At 69.2% G+C, this 19637-nt stretch carries 14 protein-coding genes and 1 riboswitch; of the genes, 7 read left to right on the top strand and 7 right to left on the bottom strand.

The window, feature by feature from the left end; genetic code table 11:
* The first annotated feature begins 35 nt into the window (after nt 1-35).
* Together ACX9NE_RS21570 and ACX9NE_RS21565 are read left to right on the top strand one after the other, a co-directional pair.
* Nucleotides 36-881 carry a bifunctional methylenetetrahydrofolate dehydrogenase/methenyltetrahydrofolate cyclohydrolase gene (locus ACX9NE_RS21570; RefSeq protein WP_459363130.1) on the top strand — a complete coding sequence of 282 codons (846 nt, stop codon included), beginning with the start codon at nt 36-38 and terminating at the stop codon, nt 879-881.
* 7 nt (nt 882-888) lie between these two features.
* Entirely contained in the window at nt 889-1182 is a 294-nt protein-coding gene (locus ACX9NE_RS21565) for a DUF3017 domain-containing protein (protein WP_459363131.1), read from the top strand.
* Here ACX9NE_RS21565 and ACX9NE_RS21560 read toward each other — a convergent pair.
* Nucleotides 1179-1610, bottom strand: coding sequence for a DUF732 domain-containing protein (locus tag ACX9NE_RS21560; protein ID WP_459363132.1), 432 nt, complete (start codon nt 1608-1610; stop codon nt 1179-1181). The two genes, ACX9NE_RS21565 and ACX9NE_RS21560, sit on opposite strands and share 4 nt — an antisense overlap.
* Before the next feature lie 201 nt (nt 1611-1811).
* On the opposite strand from ACX9NE_RS21560, the gene ACX9NE_RS21555 reads away from it, so the two are divergent.
* Nucleotides 1812-3257 carry an FAD-dependent oxidoreductase gene (locus ACX9NE_RS21555; RefSeq protein ID WP_459363133.1) on the top strand — a complete coding sequence of 482 codons (1446 nt, stop codon included), beginning with the start codon at nt 1812-1814 and terminating at the stop codon, nt 3255-3257.
* Between the two features lie 146 nt (nt 3258-3403).
* Nucleotides 3404-8197 carry an nSTAND1 domain-containing NTPase gene (locus tag ACX9NE_RS21550; protein WP_459363134.1) on the top strand — a complete coding sequence of 1598 codons (4794 nt, stop codon included), beginning with the start codon at nt 3404-3406 and terminating at the stop codon, nt 8195-8197.
* Here ACX9NE_RS21550 and ACX9NE_RS21545 read toward each other — a convergent pair.
* Complete coding sequence (locus ACX9NE_RS21545) at nt 8144-9004, bottom strand: pyridoxamine 5'-phosphate oxidase family protein (protein WP_459363135.1); 861 nt, start codon at nt 9002-9004, stop codon at nt 8144-8146. The genes ACX9NE_RS21550 and ACX9NE_RS21545 overlap by 54 nt on opposite strands.
* 299 nt (nt 9005-9303) lie before the next feature.
* Between ACX9NE_RS21545 and ACX9NE_RS21540 the strand changes: the two genes are divergently transcribed.
* Nucleotides 9304-9615, top strand: coding sequence for a hypothetical protein (locus ACX9NE_RS21540; RefSeq protein ID WP_459363136.1), 312 nt, complete (start codon nt 9304-9306; stop codon nt 9613-9615).
* Entirely contained in the window at nt 9612-10187 is a 576-nt protein-coding gene (locus ACX9NE_RS21535) for a carboxymuconolactone decarboxylase family protein (RefSeq protein ID WP_459363137.1), read from the top strand. The genes ACX9NE_RS21540 and ACX9NE_RS21535 overlap by 4 nt, the downstream gene beginning before the upstream one ends.
* On the opposite strand, the gene ACX9NE_RS21530 is transcribed toward ACX9NE_RS21535, so the two are convergent.
* A complete protein-coding gene (locus ACX9NE_RS21530) occupies nt 10178-13252 on the bottom strand; it encodes an MFS transporter (RefSeq protein ID WP_459363163.1) in 3075 nt (1024 codons plus the stop codon). The two genes, ACX9NE_RS21535 and ACX9NE_RS21530, sit on opposite strands and share 10 nt — an antisense overlap.
* A 245-nt stretch (nt 13253-13497) precedes the next feature.
* On the opposite strand from ACX9NE_RS21530, the gene ACX9NE_RS21525 reads away from it, so the two are divergent.
* A complete protein-coding gene (locus ACX9NE_RS21525; RefSeq protein WP_459363138.1) occupies nt 13498-15240 on the top strand; it encodes an FAD-dependent oxidoreductase in 1743 nt (580 codons plus the stop codon).
* Here the strand turns inward: ACX9NE_RS21525 and ACX9NE_RS21520 are convergent.
* From ACX9NE_RS21520 to ACX9NE_RS21505, 4 genes are all read right to left on the bottom strand, one after another.
* A complete protein-coding gene (locus ACX9NE_RS21520; RefSeq protein ID WP_459363139.1) occupies nt 15209-15940 on the bottom strand; it encodes a class I SAM-dependent methyltransferase in 732 nt (243 codons plus the stop codon). The genes ACX9NE_RS21525 and ACX9NE_RS21520 overlap by 32 nt on opposite strands.
* On the bottom strand, nt 15937-17076 hold the full coding sequence (gene metX, locus ACX9NE_RS21515) for a homoserine O-acetyltransferase MetX (protein WP_459363140.1): 1140 nt from the start codon (nt 17074-17076) through the stop codon (nt 15937-15939). The genes ACX9NE_RS21520 and metX overlap by 4 nt, the downstream gene beginning before the upstream one ends.
* 14 nt (nt 17077-17090) lie before the next feature.
* Nucleotides 17091-18455, bottom strand: a complete 1365-nt coding sequence (locus tag ACX9NE_RS21510) for a bifunctional o-acetylhomoserine/o-acetylserine sulfhydrylase (RefSeq protein WP_459370800.1) — start codon at nt 18453-18455, stop codon at nt 17091-17093.
* A gap of 113 nt (nt 18456-18568) precedes the next feature.
* A riboswitch (SAM riboswitch) is annotated at nt 18569-18688 on the bottom strand.
* Nucleotides 18689-18746: 58 nt separating this feature from the next.
* Nucleotides 18747-19544, bottom strand: coding sequence for an alpha/beta fold hydrolase (locus ACX9NE_RS21505; protein WP_459363164.1), 798 nt, complete (start codon nt 19542-19544; stop codon nt 18747-18749).
* Between the last annotated feature and the right edge of the window lie 93 nt (nt 19545-19637).

Genomic DNA, 19637 nt, shown 5'->3' with positions numbered 1-19637 from the left:
ACGCGATCGCGCCCGGCCATGCCAAACTGTCTGGCGTGGGCGCAATCACGCTGGACGGCAAGGCCACCCGCGACGAGATCTTCGTCGACCTCACCCAGCGGGTCGCGACGTTGACCGCAGCCGGACGCACCCCTGGATTGGGCACCATCCTGGTCGGTGACGACCCGGGCTCGCAGGCCTACGTCCGGGGCAAGCACGCCGACTGCGCCAAGGTGGGCATCACCTCGATACGGCGCGACCTGCCCGCGGACATCTCGACCGAAACGCTCAACGAGACCATCGACGAGCTCAACGCCAACCCGGAGTGCACCGGCTACATCGTGCAGTTGCCGCTGCCCAAGCAGCTGGACGAGAGTGCGGCGCTGGAGCGGGTCGACCCCGGCAAGGACGCCGACGGCCTGCACCCGACCAATCTGGGCCGGCTGGTGCTGAACATGCCGGCGCCGTTGCCGTGCACGCCGCGCGGCATCGTGCATCTGCTGCGGCGCTACGAGGTGCCGATCGCCGGGGCGCACGCGGTGGTCGTCGGGCGCGGCGTCACGGTGGGCCGGCCGCTGGGGCTGCTGCTCACCCGGCGCTCCGAGAACGCCACAGTCACCTTGTGCCACACCGGAACTCGTGATCTGCCGGCGCTGACCCGGCAGGCCGACATCATCGTGGCCGGCGTCGGGGTGCCGCACATGCTGACCGCGGACATGGTCCGTCCGGGGGCCGCCGTCGTCGACGTCGGCGTCAGCCGGGTCGACGGCAAACTCACCGGGGACGTGCATCCCGACGTGTGGGAGGTCGCCGGCCACATCTCGCCCAACCCCGGTGGCGTGGGGCCGCTGACCCGCGCCTTCCTGCTCACCAATGTCGTCGAGCTGGCCGAACGGCGGTGACTTTCCGATGACGCTTCGGGCCATCCTGGGGCGCGCATTGCGCGCCCAATGGCCCATCCTGCTCGTCGGGCTGATCTTCCTGGTGGCGTTCGTGCTGGCGGGCGCCAACTTCTGGCGCCGCGGTTCGCTGCTGATCGGCATCGGTGTCGGGGTGGCGGCCGTGCTGCGGCTCGCCCTGCCCGATGAGCGCGCGGGCCTGTTGGTGGTACGCAGCCGGGGGACCGACTTCCTGACCACCGCGTCGGTGGGTGCGGCGATGGTCTACGTCGCGTGGACGATCGACCCGCTGGGGACCGGTTAGTTCCCGGGCAATCCCGGGATGTTGGCCAGTCCCGGAATGCTTCCCAAGCCCGGGATCTGCTGCAGCGCGCCCGGCACCTGGCCGCTGGCCACGTCGGCCAACACCGACGGGCAGTACATCTGAATCGCGATCGTGGTGAACATGCCGGCCATCTCGGGCGACATCATGCCGCTGCTGCCTCTGACGCGGGTCGCGGCCGCGGCGAAGTTGCCGCCTGGCTGGGCGAGCATCGGGCAGACCGACTGGCCCAGCGCTTCGGCGTTCACCGGGTCGCCGTAGTTGATGCCGGCACTGCTCAGCGCGGTGATGAACGCGTCGTCGACCGGGCTCGCCTCGGCGGGGGCGGCGAAGGCCGCACCCGCGGTCAGCAGGGCCGCGGAACCCGCCAATAGTCGAACGCTCAGGGGCTGGTGGCGCCATGGCTGCATATCAAGCTCCGTAATGTTGGAGAGCACCTTTATGCGGCACTCAAGCGACCAAGTGAACTGTTGTCGATGCCGGTCTCGTTCGGGACACGATGGCGTAAAGGTTTGGCAGGACCGGCGTTTTGTGACCGGCCGGACACAATCGCGTCACGCTGTGGCCGACATGTCGCCGGACCCTCGGATTCTACGTGGCGGCGTTTAACAATGCGCCTCATGATTTCTCGTCAGGCTTTTCTGCGGGGCGCCGCCGGGGCGTTGGCGGGTTCGGCACTGTTCGGCATATCGCGGCCCCGGGCGTGGGCGGAACCGACCGGCGCCTGGAGCAGCCTGGCCTCCTCGATCGGCGGCAAGGTGTTGCTGCCCGCCGACGGCGCCGCCTTCACCACCGGCAAGCAGGTCTTCAACTCGAACTACAACGCCGCCACGCCGGCGGCGGTGGTGGTGGTCACCTCGCCTTCCGACGTGGCGAAAGCGCTCGCGTTCGCGGCCGCCAACAAGCTTAAGGTGGCCCCCCGCGGCGGCGGGCACTCCTACATCGGCGCCTCGACCGCCAACGGCGCCATGGTGTTGGACCTGCGCGGACTGAGTGGCGGGGTGAACGTCGACAACGGCGCGGGCACCGTCACGGTGCCCGCCGCGACGGACCTGTATGCGGTGCACCAGGCGCTGGCCGCCGCGGGCCGGGCGATTCCCACCGGCAGTTGCCCCACCGTGGGTGTGGCGGGCCTGACGCTGGGCGGCGGGATGGGGGCCGACTCCCGGCACGCCGGGTTGACCTGTGACGCGCTGCGCTCGGCTTCGGTGGTGTTGCCCAGCGGCGAGACGGTCACCGCGTCCGCCGAGGAGCATCCCGACCTGTTCTGGGCGCTGCGCGGTGGCGGCGGCGGCAACTTCGGCGTGACGACGTCGTTGACATTTTCCACGTTCTCCACCTCGGACTCCGACGTGGTGCGGGTGGATTTCGCCCCCGCGGCCGGCGCGCAGGTGCTGACCGGATGGCAGAGCTGGCTTTCTGCCGCTGACCGCAACACCTGGGGGCTGGTCGACCTGTCGGTCAATGGGACCGAGGGAAGCTGCCATGTGCTGGCGACGTGCCCGGCCGGCTCGGGTCAGGCGGTGGCCTCGGCGATCCAGTCGGCGGTCGGGGCGCAGCCCACCGCGACCGAGCACAGGACGATGGCTCACATGGACCTGGTGATGTACCTCGCCGGCGGCAGCGCGACGAGCTCGCCGCGCGGCTTCGTGGCCGGTTCCGACGTGATCGGCACCATGAATTCGACTGCGGCGCAAGCGATTGTCGCCGCCCTGGGCAAGTGGCCGCCGGCCGGGGGGCGGGCGTCGGTGATCGTCGACACGTTGAGCGGGGCGGTCGGCGACGTCGACCCGGCCGGTTCGGCCTTCCCGTGGCGCCGGCACGCCGCCGTCGCGCAGTGGTACGTCGAGAACGGCAGCGGCCAGACGTCGACGGCCAGCACCTGGGTGGCCACCGCCCACACCACCGTGCAACAGGTTTCCGCCGGTGGCTACGTGAACTATCTGGAACCGAACACGCCGCCCTCGCGGTACTTCGGGTCGAATCTGGCGCGGTTGGCGTCCGTGCGGCAGCAGTACGACCCGAACGCGGTGATGTACTCGGGGCTGACCCTGTAACCGCGCACCCGCCGACATGTCATCGGCAGTCCTGCCGATTCCGCCCACCGACAATCCCCGGCCCGGTTCAATGTGCGTATCGCCCGGGATGAGTCGTCGAGTCCGGGGTCCGGTGGCAGCAGAGCAGTGGAATAGGGGCGCGTCGGTTGGAAGCGAGCGAGTTCGGTCGATACCGACTGTTCGAACTGATCGGCCGGGGCGGTATGGGCGAGGTCTACAAGGCCCATGACACCATCATGGGACGCGATGTGGCCATCAAGATCCTGCCTGCCGACCGCGGTCGCGACGCGCATTTTCGTGAGAGGTTCAGCCGGGAGGCGCTGATCTGCGCGCGGTTGACCGAACCACACATCATCCCGATCCACGACACCGGCGAGATCGACGGTCGCTTGTACCTGGTGATGCCGATCATCAACGGTGTCGACGTCGACACCGCGCTCAGGCGCGACGGTCCGATGGCGCCCGCGCAAGCCGTGCGGGTCGTCGAACAGATCGCGGCGGCGCTGGATGCGGCTCATGCCCACGGCCTGGTGCACCGCGACGTCAAACCGTCCAACGCGCTGATCGCCGATCACGACTTCGTCTACCTGATCGACTTCGGTGTCGCCTACGACAGCTCGGCCGCCAAATTGACCACCGCGGGCCGCACCGTCGGCACGTGGGCTTATATGGCTCCCGAACGGTTGATGACCGACGTCGCCGACGCCCGTACCGATGTGTATGCGCTGGCATGCATGCTTTACGAATGTCTCACCGGGGAGCGGCCGTTCGCCGGCGACCTGGTGGCACAACAGATGACGGCGCATCTCACCGCACCCCCGCCGCGGCCGAGCGAGCGCCGGTCCGGCGTCCCGGTCGGCTTCGACGATGTCGTCGCCCGGGGCATGGCCAAGGAGCCGGGCGAGCGCTACCCGAGCGCCGGCGATCTGGCGGCGGCGGCCGCGGCTGCGCTGGCGACGCCGGTGCGCGGCAGCAGCGGCGACACCGCACACCCCGGCCAGGTTGCCCCGGTAAACCCCGGCGAGGCACCGCGAAGCGGCGCCGCCCGGCCCGGATTGGACTCGCCGCGCGGCGCTATCGGCGCGGCGTCGTTCCCGTGGCCGCCGCCGTCGGAGCCCGACCGACCGCCGTACCGCGGGTGGGAACCCTTCCAGCCGATCGACGCGGGAGTATTCTTCGGTCGCGACGCCGAGCTGGTGCGCGCGATCGATGCCCTGCACGGGATGTGCGAGAGCGACGAGACCCTGTTCGTCGTGCTCGGCGCGTCGGGAGCAGGCAAGTCGTGTTTCCTGCGCGCGGGCATCGTGCCCCGGCTGCAGAAAGAGGCAGGCAGTTATCTCGTGCTGGACATCGTCCGGCCGGAACTCCGGGCGCTCACCGGAGCTTGCGGCCTGGCGCAGGCGATTTGCGCCACGCGGCAACGGGCAGGACTGACCGAGCCACCCCTGGGTGACATCAAGGACGCATGTACCCGCGGCGACGCCGCGCAGCTGCGGACCTGGCTGGTGCAGTGCCGGGACGCCGCCGGCGGACCGCGGTTCGACGCGGCCGCCGACTGCGCGCCGCCCACCATCGTGCTGCCACTGGACCAGGCCGAGGAGTTGTTCCTCGCCGATGCCGGCGGGGAGGCCGCCGGGTTCCTGACGCTGATACGGGATCTGGCGCTCGGCGCGAACCGTCAGGACAGGTTGCCGTTCGTCGTGGTGGCGACCGTCCGCACCGACTGTTACGGGCTCATGCAGACCGCGCCTCAGCTCGCCGGGCTGCAGACCAAGCAGTTCGATCTCCGGCCGATGGACGCGACCCAGTTCCACCGCGTGATAACGGGGCCGGCGCAGCGATCGACCGACGGCGGACGGCCGCTGTACCTCGACGAGGATCTGGTGCGCCTGCTACTGGCCGACGCGACCGCGGGCGCGGACACACTTCCGCTGCTCTCGCTCACCCTGGCATGGCTGTATCGCGACTACGGATCGACGGGCCGGCTCACGGCCCAGCCCTACGTCGAGCGGGGCGGTATCGACGGCGTCGTCCAAGCCGAGATCCGCGAGCTGCTGTCATCGGAACCGGGTGAGCGCGCCGAGCAACTGAAACGACTCCGGGCGGCGTTCATCCCGTGGCTGGCCACCATCAATCCCGACAACGACCAGCCGATGCGGCGTCTGGCCCGCTGGGACGACCTGCCGCGGGACAGTCGCCCGCTGCTGGAGCTCTTCATCGCCCGGCGGTTGCTGATGAAAGACCTGCGCGACGGCGTGGTGGTCGTCGAGGTCGCCCTGGAAAGCCTGCTGCGTCATTGGGAAGAACTGGCGGGCTGGCTGGCCGAGGAGTCCGAAGACCTCAAGGCCGCCGACGCCCTGGAACGCAGTGCCGCCGAATGGCACAAGAAACACCATGAGGACGCCTGGCTATTGCACGGTCCCCGGCTGTCCGCGGCCGAAAACCTGGCCGGCAAGCCAGGATTCCGCGACCGGCTCAACATCGTGCGCGACTATCTGCTCGCCTCGCGACAGCGTGAGAACGACCAGGCTGCGCGGGAAAAGCAGCGCCAGCAAGCCGAACTCGAGGCCGCCAAGAAGCTTGCCGCGGCGGAGACCCAGGCGCGCGAACAGGCTCAGGACAGCGCCGTGGCGCTGCGACAGCGCAGCCGGATCCTGCGTGCCGTCCTCGCCGGAACGTCCGTCATCGCCGTCCTCGCCGTCATCGGCGCCGCGGTGGCCGTGGCCAGCTTCAAGCAGGCCACCCGTGAAGCGCGCAATGCACTGGCCGCTGAACTGGACGCCCAAGCCGCTGCCGTGTTCTCCGGAACCATTACCGACAGCAACATCCGCGCGCTCACCGCCACTCTGGCGGCACAACGCATGCGCTCGGACCCGGCTGCCGGCCGCGGCGCGTTGTACACCGCCGCCGCGGCGCTGAACACCACTCGCATCATCATCTCCACGCAAGCGCCGGTCGCTACTGTGGCGGTGAGTCCCGACGGGCGTGTCCTGGCCTCCGGTGGTGGCGATGGCACCGTGCGGTTGTGGGATGTCACCGACCCGGCGCACCCGAGCTCACTGGGCGGGCCGCTGCAGGGCCCGGACGCGGGCGTGGCCAGTGTGGCATTCAGTCCCGATGGGCACGTGCTGGCCTCCGGCGGCGCCGACGGCACGGTGCGCTTGTGGGACGTCGCCGATCCCCGGCACTCCGGTCCGCTCGGCGCGGCGCTGCTGGGCCCGGGCGCCGGTGTGGCCAGTGTCGCGTTCAGCGCCGATGGGCGCCTGCTGGCCTGCGGCGGCGGTGACGGCGCGGTGCGCTTGTGGGACGTCGCCGATCCGCGACACTCCGGTCCGCTGGGCGGGCCGCTGCCGGGCTCGGGCGCCGGTGTGACCAGTGTGGCGTTCAGCCCCGACGGGCGGATCCTGGCCTCCGGCGGCGGCGATGACACTGTGCGTCTGTGGAACCTGGCCGACCCGGCACATCCGACTGCGCTGGGTGAACCGCTACGCGGACACACCCCGTTCGTCCAGGATCTGGCTTTCGCCCCCGATGGCCGCACCCTCGCTACCGGCAGCGGCGACGGCACCATCCGGTTGTGGAATGTCGCCGACCCGGCACACCCGAGCCCGTTCGGTGAACCGCTGCGGGGCCACACCGACCTGGTGGCAAGTTTGGCCTTCAGCCCCGACGGGCACATCCTGGCCTCGGGCAGCGACGACGACACGGTGCGACTGTGGGATGTCACGGATCCGGCGCATGCCGGTCCGTTGGGCCGCCCCCTGGCCGGTCACAGCGGCAACGTGCCCAGTATCACGTTCAGCCCGGACGGGCACACGCTGGCTTCCGGAAGCCGTGACGGCACCATCCAACTGTGGGACCTCGACGCGGCGCTGCCCCTGCAAGGACACGCCGGCCCGGTGCGCAGTGTGGCGTTCAGCCCCGATGGGCACACCCTGGCGTCCGGCAGCGGCGACGCCACCATCCGGTTATGGGACCTCGCGGACCCGGATCACGCGCGGCAGCTGGGCCAGCCGCTGCGGGGTCAAACCGGCGCCGTTGAAAGCGTGGCGTTCAGCCCCGACGGGCGCACGCTGGCCTCGGCAGGTAAGGACGCGACCGTCCTGTTGTGGGATCTGGCCGACCGAGCGCACCCGGTGGCGTTGGGCGGGCCCCTTTCCGGTCACCGCGCTGCCGTGCGCAGTGTCGCGTTCAGCCCCGACGGGCGCACGCTGGCCTCGGGAGGCGACGACGCGACCGTCCTGTTGTGGGATCTGGCCGACCGAGCGCACCCGGTGGCGCTGGGCGGGCCCCTTTCCGGTCACCGCGCTGCCGTGCGCAGTGTCGCGTTCAGCCCCGACGGGCACACACTGGCCTCCGGAGCCGACGACGCCACCATCCGGTTGTGGAATCTCACCGACCGCAACCACGCGAGACCGTTGAGCCAACCCTTTCGTCGCTACATGAGCGTCGTGTTCAGCGTGGCCTTCAGCCCCGACGGCCGCACCCTCGCGTCCGGCAGCAGTGATGACACCGTGTTGCTGTGGAACCTGACCGATCCGGCGCATCCGAGCCCACTGGGTCGTCCTCTGCACGGGCACACCGGATACGTGTATCAGGTGGCGTTCAGTCCTGACGGTCACACGCTGGCCTCCGGCAGCGCGGATCACGCAGTGCAGTTGTGGAACCTCACTGATCCGGCTCACGCGGCGCCGCTGGGACAAGCCTTGATGAGCGACACCGACGCCGTTCTCAGTGTCGCGTTCAGCCCCGACGGGCGCAGCCTGGCTTCCGGCAGCGCCGACACCACCGTGCGCCTGTGGCCCACCCCGCTCGATGCCACCGTCGAGCTTCTCTGCTCGAAACTCACCTCCAACGTCAGCCACGAGGACTGGCAGCAGTGGATATCACCCAAGGTCGGCTACCTCACCCTGTGTCCCAAGCTGCCGGTTCCGCAGTAGGGGCGGTGATGGCACCGGGCATTCTGTGGCGGTCCGGGGCGTGATCACCAGGTGGGCTGCCTGGGCCTGGCGGTAATACTGCAACCGCCGCCGCCACAGGGCGATGTGCTGCAATTCGACTGTCGCGAAGGTTCGTTGCAGGTAATAGCGCCACGCGAAGCGCGCAAGCACCGCCGCCGGCGGGGCGCCGGGCAGCGCCTGGGCACATCCGCCGACGATCAGTCGTCGGGACCTGGTGTCGTCTCGCTCGCCGCCCAACAGCAGGGCCACCCGCGGGCAACACGCCACATTGCGGACTGCCCATGACGATGCCGAGGTCGTCGCGTAGATGCGGCCGTGGTGGGCCACGAACCACAGCGGTACCGCGAAAGGGGTTCCGGTCCGGGAGCGGCTGGCCAGGATCATCACTCGCGATTCACGCACCGCCGCGTCAAGTTTCGCCGGGAAAACCTGACAGGGGTCGCTTCCCGCATCGAGGACCGAAGCCGACGTTTGTTGCGCCGCGGCGGGCCGGGTGGGTGGGGCGGGTACCTCGCGGAGCGCACCGTAGTCGTAAGCCACGACGCGGATGGGCTCAACCCGGTAGGTAAGAGTCTCCACGGGTTCGGCGATTCCCCTGATCGTCAACGAGCGCAACCGAAACCATTGCGGGCCGTCGTCGGCGACCAAGACGACCTTGCGGCCCGAGAGGTCGGGCCCCCCGGCGGGGAGTCGCACGATACGCGCCGACACCGCTGGACATGCTGGTGCTTCGAGCTCCACGCCCACCGGCACCACGACGACCCCGTCGTCCGCGATCGTGGCCAACGACGCACGAGACGGTCGAAGAGCCAAGTCAGCGACCGCACTCACCGCGACATCCCGGATAATCACCGACGGTGCGCCCTTCCGTGGAAGTGTTGCCGTAGACAGTATGCCGCTCGGCTCATCGGCCGGCGCGGCAGCGATATCGGCCCTTACCCGTCGAGCTCCACGGTGCATTGCCAGAATCCCGGCGCAGCGATGGGCGGCCGCATTGTGTAGGTCTCATCCCGTTGACGACGCCGGTTCCGGTCACATCCGTGCTACCCCGTTCGTCGTCATAGAAGAAAGGGGATAACACCACGATGACCGACATCAGCGAACTGCATCGGGCGCTCGTCGCCCGCATCCTCACGGGCCCGGCACAGGCACCCACCGAGCTGCGCAGGGCCGCGTTCGACAACGCGGGCCTCAGCGAGCCGGTCCGCACACTCGTCGACACGATCGCCTACCGCTCCCACCAGGTGAGCGACGACGACATCGCCATGCTGCGCGCGGCCGGATTCACCGAGGACCAGATCTTCGAGATCGCGGTGTGCGCGGCCGTCGGCCAGGCGGGCCGTCACTACGACAGCGCACTGGCCGCACTGGCAGCAGCCACCGGAGCAGGCCGATGAGGCTGGCGATCCTGGATCGCGGCCATAGCATCCCGACCAAGGCACTGTTCGCGGTGATCCGCCTGATGACCCGCCAGCCCGTCGTCGACGCCGCCAAGCTGGCCCGCTACCGGACCGAATTCTACGGCGCCGGGCCCCTGACCCACGAGGCCATGCGGGGACCCTCGCAATGGTCTGTCGGCGACCGGGAGTTGATGGCAGCGGTCGTCTCCCAGGCCAACGACTGCCCGTTCTGCATCGCCGCACACTCCGCCACATCAAGCCAGTGGTACGGCGACCCGGCCAGGGTGCAGGCCACCCTGGCCGACCCGGGCACCGCGCCGGTCGACGACCCGCTGCGCGCCACCCTGCGGTTGCTGGAGAAGCTCGCCCGCCGGCACACCGTCGGCCCGGACGATGTGCAGGCCGTGCTGGCCCACGGTGTTTCTCCGCAACAGATCACCGACGCGCTGGCGGTGGCGCTGGCCTTCGACATCACCAACCGGCTGGCCAACGCCTTCGCCTTCGAGGTGGCCGGCCCGGCGGCGATGAACGCCGGGGCCAGACACCTGCTGAAGCGAGGCTATCGCTGAGGTCCCGCCACCGAGAAGATCTGCGACAGGGCGTTGCGAGCGGCGATGCGGCCCGCCTCACGAGCCCGGTCGATCTGGTGGTACTCCATGAGGCCCACGTCGTGCGGGTTGGGCCTGATCACCACGTCGGCCTGCTGCAGCGCTGCCGCCGAGGCCATCGCCCCGCTGATCGTCATGGTGCGCATCAGGGTGTCGACCATGCCGGGAACCCGCGGAGTGCGCCCGTGCCTCGGTCCTGACGTCTGGCCGGGGTTGCCGCCGGTGGCGACGCTCACCGCGACCAGCGGACCGTCGGGCCCCGCCAGCGAGGTGACCGGCACGTTGTCCAGCACGCCGCCGTCAACGTGCAGCGCGCCCTTGTAGACCATCGGCGCGTACAACACGGGCAGCCGCAGCGAGCACGCGAGAACGTCGGCGAGCCGGCCGCTGCGGTGCACAACGGGTTGCCGGGCCAGCAGATCGACGCTGACGCAACGGAATTCCTTCGGCAGTTCCTCCACCCAGGTATCGCCGAAGGCGGCCTGCAGCGCGGCCGTGGTCCGGCGCCCGCGGATCAGGCCCTTGCTCGGCAGGGTGTAATCGCCGTGGCTTCGGCGAACGAAGTACTCGTAGATGTGAGCGTCCACACCGGCGGCATCCAGACCACTGGCCGCCAGCGCGGCGATGATCGCGCCCATGCTGGTGCCGGCGAAGCGGTCGATGACGATGCCCGCCGACTCGAGCTCCTCGAGCACGCCGATGTGCGCCAGGGCCCGCGCACTGCCACCGCTGAGCACCAGCCCGACGGACTGGCCGGCAATCCGCGCGGCCAATGGGCGCAGGTCGTCGTGGCAGGTGTGCGGGCTCACCGCGTGCATCGACCGCGGCGTGATCAATTCCTCCCACGCCCGGCGGTCGGCGCCGGGCCGGGGCAGCACCAGGTCGGCGTGCCGGGCGCGGGGCGGCAGCGTTTCGGCAGCCGGAACGGAGTCTCCGGCTACCACCACGACGCGGTCGGCGACGCGCAGACAGAAGTCACGCCACACCGGTTCGTCCACCGTTGCCTGCAACACCACCCGGTCGGCATCGCGCTCGGCCCGCTCCAATCCGTCGCGGTCCACGCGTCCGGGGGCGACCACCCGCAGCCGGTCCGAGAGGGCCACGCAGAGGTTGGCGGCGACCATCGCCACCGGGGCGGTGTGGTCGGCGCCGATGACGGTCACCACGGCTTCGGGGGTGGACCGGTACGTCGCGCGGGGAGGCTGGTGTTGGCGCTGGGCCAGCACCCTCAGCAATGCCCCCAGTATCCGGGCGTCGGCGATCCGCTCGAACTCGTCTCTGGTCAGCTGGGTCAGAACCGAGTCTCGCAACGCGCGCACTGACGCGAACCGCGGGGTTCCGATGAGCGCGCCGCGCTCGCCGACCACGTCGCCACGGCCCAGTTCGGCGACGACGCCGTCGGAGTCGAGCACCTGCAGACGGCCCTCCTGCACGATGAACAGCGAATCCGCCGCATCGCCGGCGTGAAACAGATACGAGCCGGCGGTCAGCACGACCTGCGTCCCGTTGCGTCGGAGCTGTACCAGGATGGCCGCATCCAGGGCTGTCGACGGCAGCTCGACGGTCGGACGGCTCGGCGGCGGCTCCGGCGCCGGGGGCAGCGGGTCGGCGGGGTCGCCGGCAGTATCGGGCACCGCGGGGGTCTGGGGGCGACCCAGGAAAACCGCCCCGAGTGCAACCACCGCCAGGCAGACCGCGGCCATCACCCAGCCGCGACGGAGCACCGCTTCGGCGGCACCGGGTGCCGGCGTGCCGATCAGGATCACCAGCAGCGCAACGCCGATCACGGCGCCGACCTGACGGACAGTGCCGGTCACCGCCGACGCGGTGGCGTAGCTGCCGCCCGAGACCAGTTGCGACAACGCCGCGCTTGCCAGCAGCGGAAAGGTGGCGCCCACCCCGACCCCCTGCAGCAGCTGGCCGGGCAGCCAGGCACCGAGAAAGTCGGGCGTGGACCCGACGCACTCGATGTACCACACCAGGCTGCCGGCCCATATCAGCGCGCCGATCGCGACGATGACGCGGTATCCGCGCCGGTCGGCGACGCGGCCGAGCACCGCCGCGACGACCGCGGCCACAAACGCCGATGGCGCGACCGAAAGTCCGGCCTTCAGCAGGCTGTAGCCCCAGACGTAGTTGAGAAACAGCACGTGGGTCAGCAGATAGGCGTAGAAAGCGACGGCGCAGACCGCGGTCAGGACGGTCCCGGCGACGAAGGAACGGATGCGCAGCAACGCGGGTTCGATCAGTGGCGCCGGGTGATATCGCGAGCTGATCACAAATCCCGCCATGGCGACCGCCGCGGCGGCGAACGAGCTGATGGCCGCGGCGCTGGCCCATCCCCAGTCCGAGCCCTTGATGAGGCCGAGGGTCAGCAAGCCCAGCGCCGCTGCGAGCAGTACCGCACCACGGAAGTCGGGTACGCGGCGACGGCCGGCCGCCCGGCTCTCCACCAGCAACCGGCGAGCCGCGATCAGCGCCGCGATCCCCATCGGGACGTTGACCAGGAACACCCACCGCCAGCTCGCCGCCGCGACAAGCGCACCGCCGATCGGTGGCCCCAGCCCCGCCGCGATCGCTCCGGCCGCACCCCACAGCGCTACGCCGTGCGCGCGCCGGTCGAGTTTGAAGCCCTCGACCACCAGGCCGAGGGATGCCGGAACCAGGATTGCGGCGCCCAGACCCTGCACTACGCGAAACGCGATGAGCTGGTCGACGGTGTCGGCGGCGGCGCACAGCGCCGACGCCGCGGTGAACAGCGCTACGCCCTGCAGGAACATGCGTTTGCGCCCGAGCAGATCGGCAAGCCGGCCCGCAGCCACCAGGAAGGCCGCGAAGACGATGTTGTAGCCGTTGAGCACCCAGGACAGGCTGCCCATGTTGCTGTGGAAATGCCGCTGGATGTCGGGAAATGCGACGTTGACGATGGTCGAATCCAGAAACGCCAGGAAGGCGCCAAAAGCCGCCACCGACAGGATGATTGACGACGACGGCTGTTGCCGCCGCCGCAACGAGCCGTCCGGCATGCTCGGTCTGGCCGCGTCAACGCGCGGAAGATCAGTGGTGGCAGGGGCGTAGGCGGTAATGACTGGCTCCAAATCGTACTGCTATGCTAATGTTTCCCAGGGATAGGATTTGCAAACTGTAGCGGATCCCGGCTGCGGGCGCCAGTGGGCGTGTGACCCCCCATCCCCCAGGTGCGCCGGCGCACCGTCCAACCGGCCGAGCCGACGTTTGTCGAGTTTCAGCGGCGCGCTTAAGGAGAGACCACATGGCCCCTGCCGATACTCACGTTGTCATCGCCGGCGCCGGCATTGCGGGTATGGCTGCCGCAATGACGTTGGCCGAGGCCGGCGTGCGAGTCACATTGTGCGAAGCGGCATCTGAGGGTGGAGGCAAGGCCAAGAGCCTGCGCAACGCCGAGGGCCAGCCGGTCGAGCACAGCCTGCGAATCTATCTGGACTACTACCAGACGCTGCTTACCCTGTTTTCGCGCATCCCGGCCGAAAACGGCCTGAGCGTGCTCGACAACCTGGTCGGCGTGAGCGCGGTGCGGGTAACCGGCAAAGGAGTGATCGGCCGGCCCTCGGCCCCGGTCGCGCTGCAGCGCCGGAGCCGCGGCGCCGCACGCATTCGCGCGCTGATCAACCCGCTGCAGCTACTCGTCCGGATGGCGTTGCGCAGCACACTCGTCGTCGCCGGGCTGGCGCGCGTGGGCGTGCCGGTCTCGGACACGATTCACTATCTGCGCGCTCACCTGCGTCTGTTGTGGATGTGCCGGGATCGGTTCTTCGCCGAGATGGGCGACATCTCCTATGCCGACTTCCTGCAACTCAACCGCAAGTCCGCGGCAGCCCAGGCATTTTTTGCCGCGCTGCCGCGCATCTTCGTCGCGGCGCGCCCGACGGCAGAGGCCGCGGCGATCGCGCCCATCATCCTCAAGGCGCTGTTTCATCTGACGAGTGTCCCGGTGGCCCTGGGCGACACCCGATTGCCGTCGGTGATGATGATGAACGGACCGACCAGCGAACGGATGGTCGACCCCTGGATTCGTCACCTGCGTGACCTCGGGGTCGATGTGCAATTCGAGCTGCGCATCGATGACATCGAGTTCGAGCGCGGTCGCGTCAGCGCGTTGACATCGATGGATGGCCGCCGGATCGCTTGTGACTACGCCATTCTGGCGCTGCCGTATCTGACGCTGCGCAAGCTTGCCGGGAAAGATCAAGCACGGCAACGCCTTCCGCACCTGATCCAGCAGCACGCGATTGCCCTCGAGTCGTCGAACGGAATCCAGTGCTTTCTGCGCGACATCCCGGCGACCTGGCCGTCTTTCGCGCGTCCGGGAGTCCCGGCCAGCCATATCGACAGCGAATGGTCGCTCGTCTCGGTGATCCAGGGCGAGGGCTTCTGGCAAGACGTCCGGCTGCCCGAGGGCACCAGGTACGTGCTGTCGATGACCTGGAGCGATGTGGACAGGCCGGGACGGATCTTCGGCCGGCCGCTCTCCGAATGCAGCCCGGAGGAGATCCTGACCGAATGCCTGGCGCAATGCGGCCTCGACCGGTCGGAGATCTCTGGCTGGCAGCTCGATTACGAGTTGCTCCATCTCGGCGATGCCGACTACCGGGCCGGCGCCCTGCCTCCACATCTCGCATATCCGCCCGCGGCGGGACGGCGCATGGTGAACCTGTCGCCGCTGACCATCCTGATGCCCGGTGCCCGCGAGCGATCGCCGCGTGTGCACACCGAAGTGCCCAATCTCTACCTGGCCGGTGAAGCCGCGTATTCGCCCGAGCTCACCTTCTTCGTGCCGACCATGGAGAAAGCCGCCAGCTCCGGTTATCTTGCCGCACAAGGAATTTTGAGTAGCGTGGGTCCGCACGCCGGAGTGCCGATGCAGCTGCGCGATCCCGTGCCGTTCGCGTTCCTGCGCCGGGTGGACCAGTGGCGGTGGAACCGCCGCGCCGGCGTGCGGCAACTCAGGACAGCGTCGCCCGCACACACACCGTGACGTACGGCAGGGCCAAACCAGCCGAATTCGCCAGCGCGGGATGCGTGGCCAACAACTCGCGGACCTTGTCCAGTGTTCGACTGCGCACTTCCGCCGGTGAGGTGATGCAATATGTTCGAGATGCCACCAGATCGATAAGTGCTTGCGGTGTCAGGTAATTGGTCCACTCCACCTGGTGGCGCCGCACGTCGGTGAACGGTTTGGGCAACGTCGCGCGGTCGCGCAACGGGTCGTCGTCGCGACCGATGATCTCACCCAGCTCGCGCACCCAGCCCAGCCGTTCGTCGCGGGTGTTCCACACCAGGCCCAGCCGTCCGCCCGGCCGTAGCACCCGCGCCACCTCTGGAATCGCCCGGGCCGGGTCCACCCAATGCCACGCCTGGGCGACCAGTACCGCGTCAACACTGTTGTCCTGCAACGGAATCTCTTCCGCGGTACCCAGCAGGGCGCGGGTTTCGGGCAGCGAAGCGGTCAGGACTTCCAGCATCTCGGGCACCGGATCGACGGCCACCACGTCCAGGCCGCGTTCGACCAGACGGGTGGTCAGCTTGCCGGTGCCCGCACCCAGATCGAGCACCTCACGGGCGCCCGCCGGCAACAGCCAGTCGATCGCTTCGGGTGGATAGGTGGGACGACCGCGCTCATAGGCGGCCGCCACCGAGCCGAACGACAGGGAGCGGTCACGCCTGGATCGGGTCACCGCGAACACGCGCCTTGGGTCAGAGCGAGGTCGAGGGTCTCGCGGATCAAGACGGCGACGGCGTCCGACTCCACCAGGAAACCGTCGTGTCCGCACACGGACTTGACCACCCGCACCCCCGCGCAACCCGGCAGCAGCTCGGCCAGCTCGTCCTGCAACCGCAACGGGTAGAGCCGGTCGGAGGTTACCCCTCCGACCACGACGGGCACCGCGCACCTGGTGAGCGCCGCGTGCAGCCCGCCGCGGCCACGACCGACGTCGTGGCTGTTGAGCGCTTCGGTCAGGGTCACGTAGCTGCCCGCGTCGAACCGGGCGAGCAGCTTGTCGCCCTGGTGTTCCAGGTAGCTCTGCACGGCGTAGCGGCCGCCCGCCGTCGGGTCTTCGCCGTCCTGTGCGTCGTTTCCGAAGCGCCGGTCGAGTTCGACCTCGCCGCGGTAGGTCAGATGCGCGATGCGGCGCGCGATCCGCAGCCCGTCATCGGGTGCGCGGCCCGTCTCGTGGTAGTCGCCGCCCTGCCAGTTCGGGTCGGCTTTGATGGCGGCGATCTGGGTGGTCTGGGTGCCGATCTGATCGCCGGTGGCGCGTGCGCCGACCGCCAGCAGCAGTCCGGCCCGCACCCGGTTCGGATGGCCGACCAACCATTCCAGCGCTCGTGCGCCACCCATGGACCCGCCGATCACGGCGGCGACATCGGTGATACCCAGCGCGGCCAGCGCGGCCATATCCGCCTGGACCTGGTCACGCACCGTGATAGCCGGAAACCTTGAGCCGTAGGGCTTTCCGTCGCGAGCCAGCGAACTCGGGCCGGTGGAGCCGCGGCAACCGCCGAGCACATTGGTGGCCACCGCACACCAGCGATCGGTGTCGATCGGCGCACCCGGGCCGGCGACCCCGTCCCACCAGCCCGGGGTCGGGTGCCCGGGTCCGGCGGGCCCGGTGATGTGCGAATCACCGGTCAGCGCGTGCAACACCATCACGACGTTGTCCCGCGCCGGCGACAACTCGCCCCAGCGCTGCACGGCGATGTGGACGTCGTCGATCACCGCGCCGCTTTCGAGTCTCAGCGAGCCGATGTCGACGACGCCGATCTCGCCTTCGGCGGGCAGCGTCTGGGTTGGCACGTCGGAGATCGTCATGTCAGAAGGTCTCCTCAGAAGGCCGCCACGGCTTGCGGGTCGCTAGTGTCAGCTGAGGCGCCGGATACCCGGGCTGCGGCGAAACCACGCTCCAGGTCGGCCAGGATATCGGCAATACCTTCGATGCCTACCGCTAACCGCACCAGACCCGGAGTCACGCCGGTGGCCAGCTGCTCGGCGGCGCTGAGCTGAGCGTGGGTGGTCGACGCCGGGTGGATGACCAGTGAACGGACGTCGCCGATGTTGGCGACGTGGCTGTGTAATTGCAGGGCGTCGACGAAGGCCTTGCCGGCCTCCACACCACCGGCCAACTCGAACGCCAGCACGGCACCGGTGCCTTTAGGCGCCAACTTCCTGGCACGCTCATGCCACGGCGAACTCGGCAGCCCCGCGTAGTTGACCGACAGCACGTCATCACGCGCTTCCAGGAACTCGGCGACGCGCTGGGCGTTGGCCACATGCCGCTCGATGCGCAGGCTCAGCGTTTCCAGGCCCTGCGCCACCAGGAACGCGTTGAACGGCGACGCCGCCGAGCCGAGGTCGCGCAGCAGCTGGACCCTGGCCTTGAGCGCGTAGGCCGGCGGCCCCAGCTCGGCGTACACCACGCCGTGGTAGCTGGGGTCGGGGGTGGTGAAACCGGGGAAGCGGCCCTGCGTCCAGTCGAAGGTGCCTCCGTCGACGAGCACCCCGGCGATCGCCGAGCCGTGCCCGCCCAGGTACTTGGTGGCCGAATGAACCACCACGTCCGCGCCCTGGGACAGCGGCTGAATCAGGTAGGGCGTGGCGATGGTGTTGTCGACGATCAGCGGGACGCCGTTGCGGTGCGCGACCTCGGCGACCGCGGGCGTGTCCAGGATGTCGATCTGCGGATTGGAAATGGTCTCGGCGAAGAACCCCTTGGTGTTTGGCCGGACTTCGGCCTGCCAGGAATCGGGGTCGTCGGGGTCTTCCACGAAGCTGACCTCGATGCCGAGCTTGGCCAGCGAGTAGTGGAACAGGTTGTAGGTGCCGCCGTACAGCCTGGGACTGGACACGATGTGATCGCCCGCACCGGCGACATTCAGGATCGCGAACGTCTCGGCGGCCTGCCCGGAGGACAGGAACAACGCGGCCACCCCGCCCTCGAGGGCGGCGATGCGCTGCTCGACCACGTCGGTGGTCGGGTTGCCGATGCGGGTGTAGATGTTGCCCGGCTCGGCCAGCGAGAACAGCGCGGCGGCGTGCGCGACGTTGTCGAAGGTGTAGGACGTGGTCTGGTAGATCGGGAGGGCGCGCGCGTTGGTCGTCGGGTCCGGCCGCTGGCCCGCGTGGATCTGCTTGGTCTCGAAAGACCACTGTGCGGTCGGGTCTGTGTCGTTGTTGTCGGAGCTCACTCTGATCGCTTTCTGCTCAGCAATGGCGGTTAGGCAAAGAACGGCACGGCAGGCCGGGTTAGGTGAGTGAGGAGAGTGCGCATCACGTTTCCCTGTCAGCTCAGGGGCCCGTCACGGCGGACCCGCGCTTGCCGCGTAGCCGTTTGGGGCTACTCAACCTGGTCATCACCCGGGGCACCCCACCGCGGTTGGAGGGTTGCCGGCCAGCAAGCCGGGGCTTGACGCTGGCGCTCATGACCGATTACGGAGTTTAACGTATGGCAGCTGGACCCTGCCAATTCCGTGGCCGTGGCGGGGTCAGCCGGCGGGCGGTTCGAGAACGCGAGCAGACGGTGCGACCTCTTCGAGGAATTCCACGATCACCTCGGTGACCCGGCCGGGCGCCTCGAACATCGGCACGTGCCCGACGCCCTCGAGCACGGTGAACCAGTGGTCGTCGGGCAGATGGTGGCGGAAGTGCCGGCTGAACCGGGGCGAGGGGACGATGCGGTCCTTGGTGCAGATCACCAAATGTGCCGGGACGGCGTTCTCCGCGAGTTCCTGCAGGCCGGGCATCAGCAGGGCCTTGAGCAGAAGCTGGATGTATGCCGGGCAGTGCGCGACGTCGTCGATGATCACGCTGAGCTCGCGCTCGCTGACGCCTTCGGGTTTCGCGCTGATCGCATAGGTGGCCAGCGGACGGCTGAACGGGAGCCGCAGCACCCGCGGCCCGAACAGCCAGGCGAATATCAGCAGCGGAATGCCAAGAATGAACTTTCCGATCACCTCGAACTTCGCCAGACTCCACCGCGTCCAGCCACCGGCCGGGGCGATCCCCATGACGCTGCGCGCGCGTCCACGTCGCTCCAGCTCGAAGGCGACCCACCCGCCCAGTGAGTTGCCGACGATGTGCGCGGTCTGCCAGCCGAGTTCGTCCATCTGGCGCTCCACGTGGTCGGCCAGCACCTGCGACGACAGGAACCAGGTGCCGGCGCGCGGGCCGCCGTTGTGGCTGGCCATGGTGGGCGCGAACACCTCGTAACGGCCGGTGTCGGCCAGTTGCCGGGCGACGACCTCCCACACCGTCTGTGACATCAGAAACGGGTGTAGCAGCAGGACCGGCTCGGCAGAGCCGTCCTTGGGGCCCAGGTGGATGGGGACGCGAGCGGCCCCGGCCGGGGACGGTCTACGCAGACGTCGCATCTATCC

The organism is Mycobacterium sp. ML4 (assembly GCF_054515735.1).
This window is presented reverse-complemented; position numbering and strand designations above follow the sequence as displayed.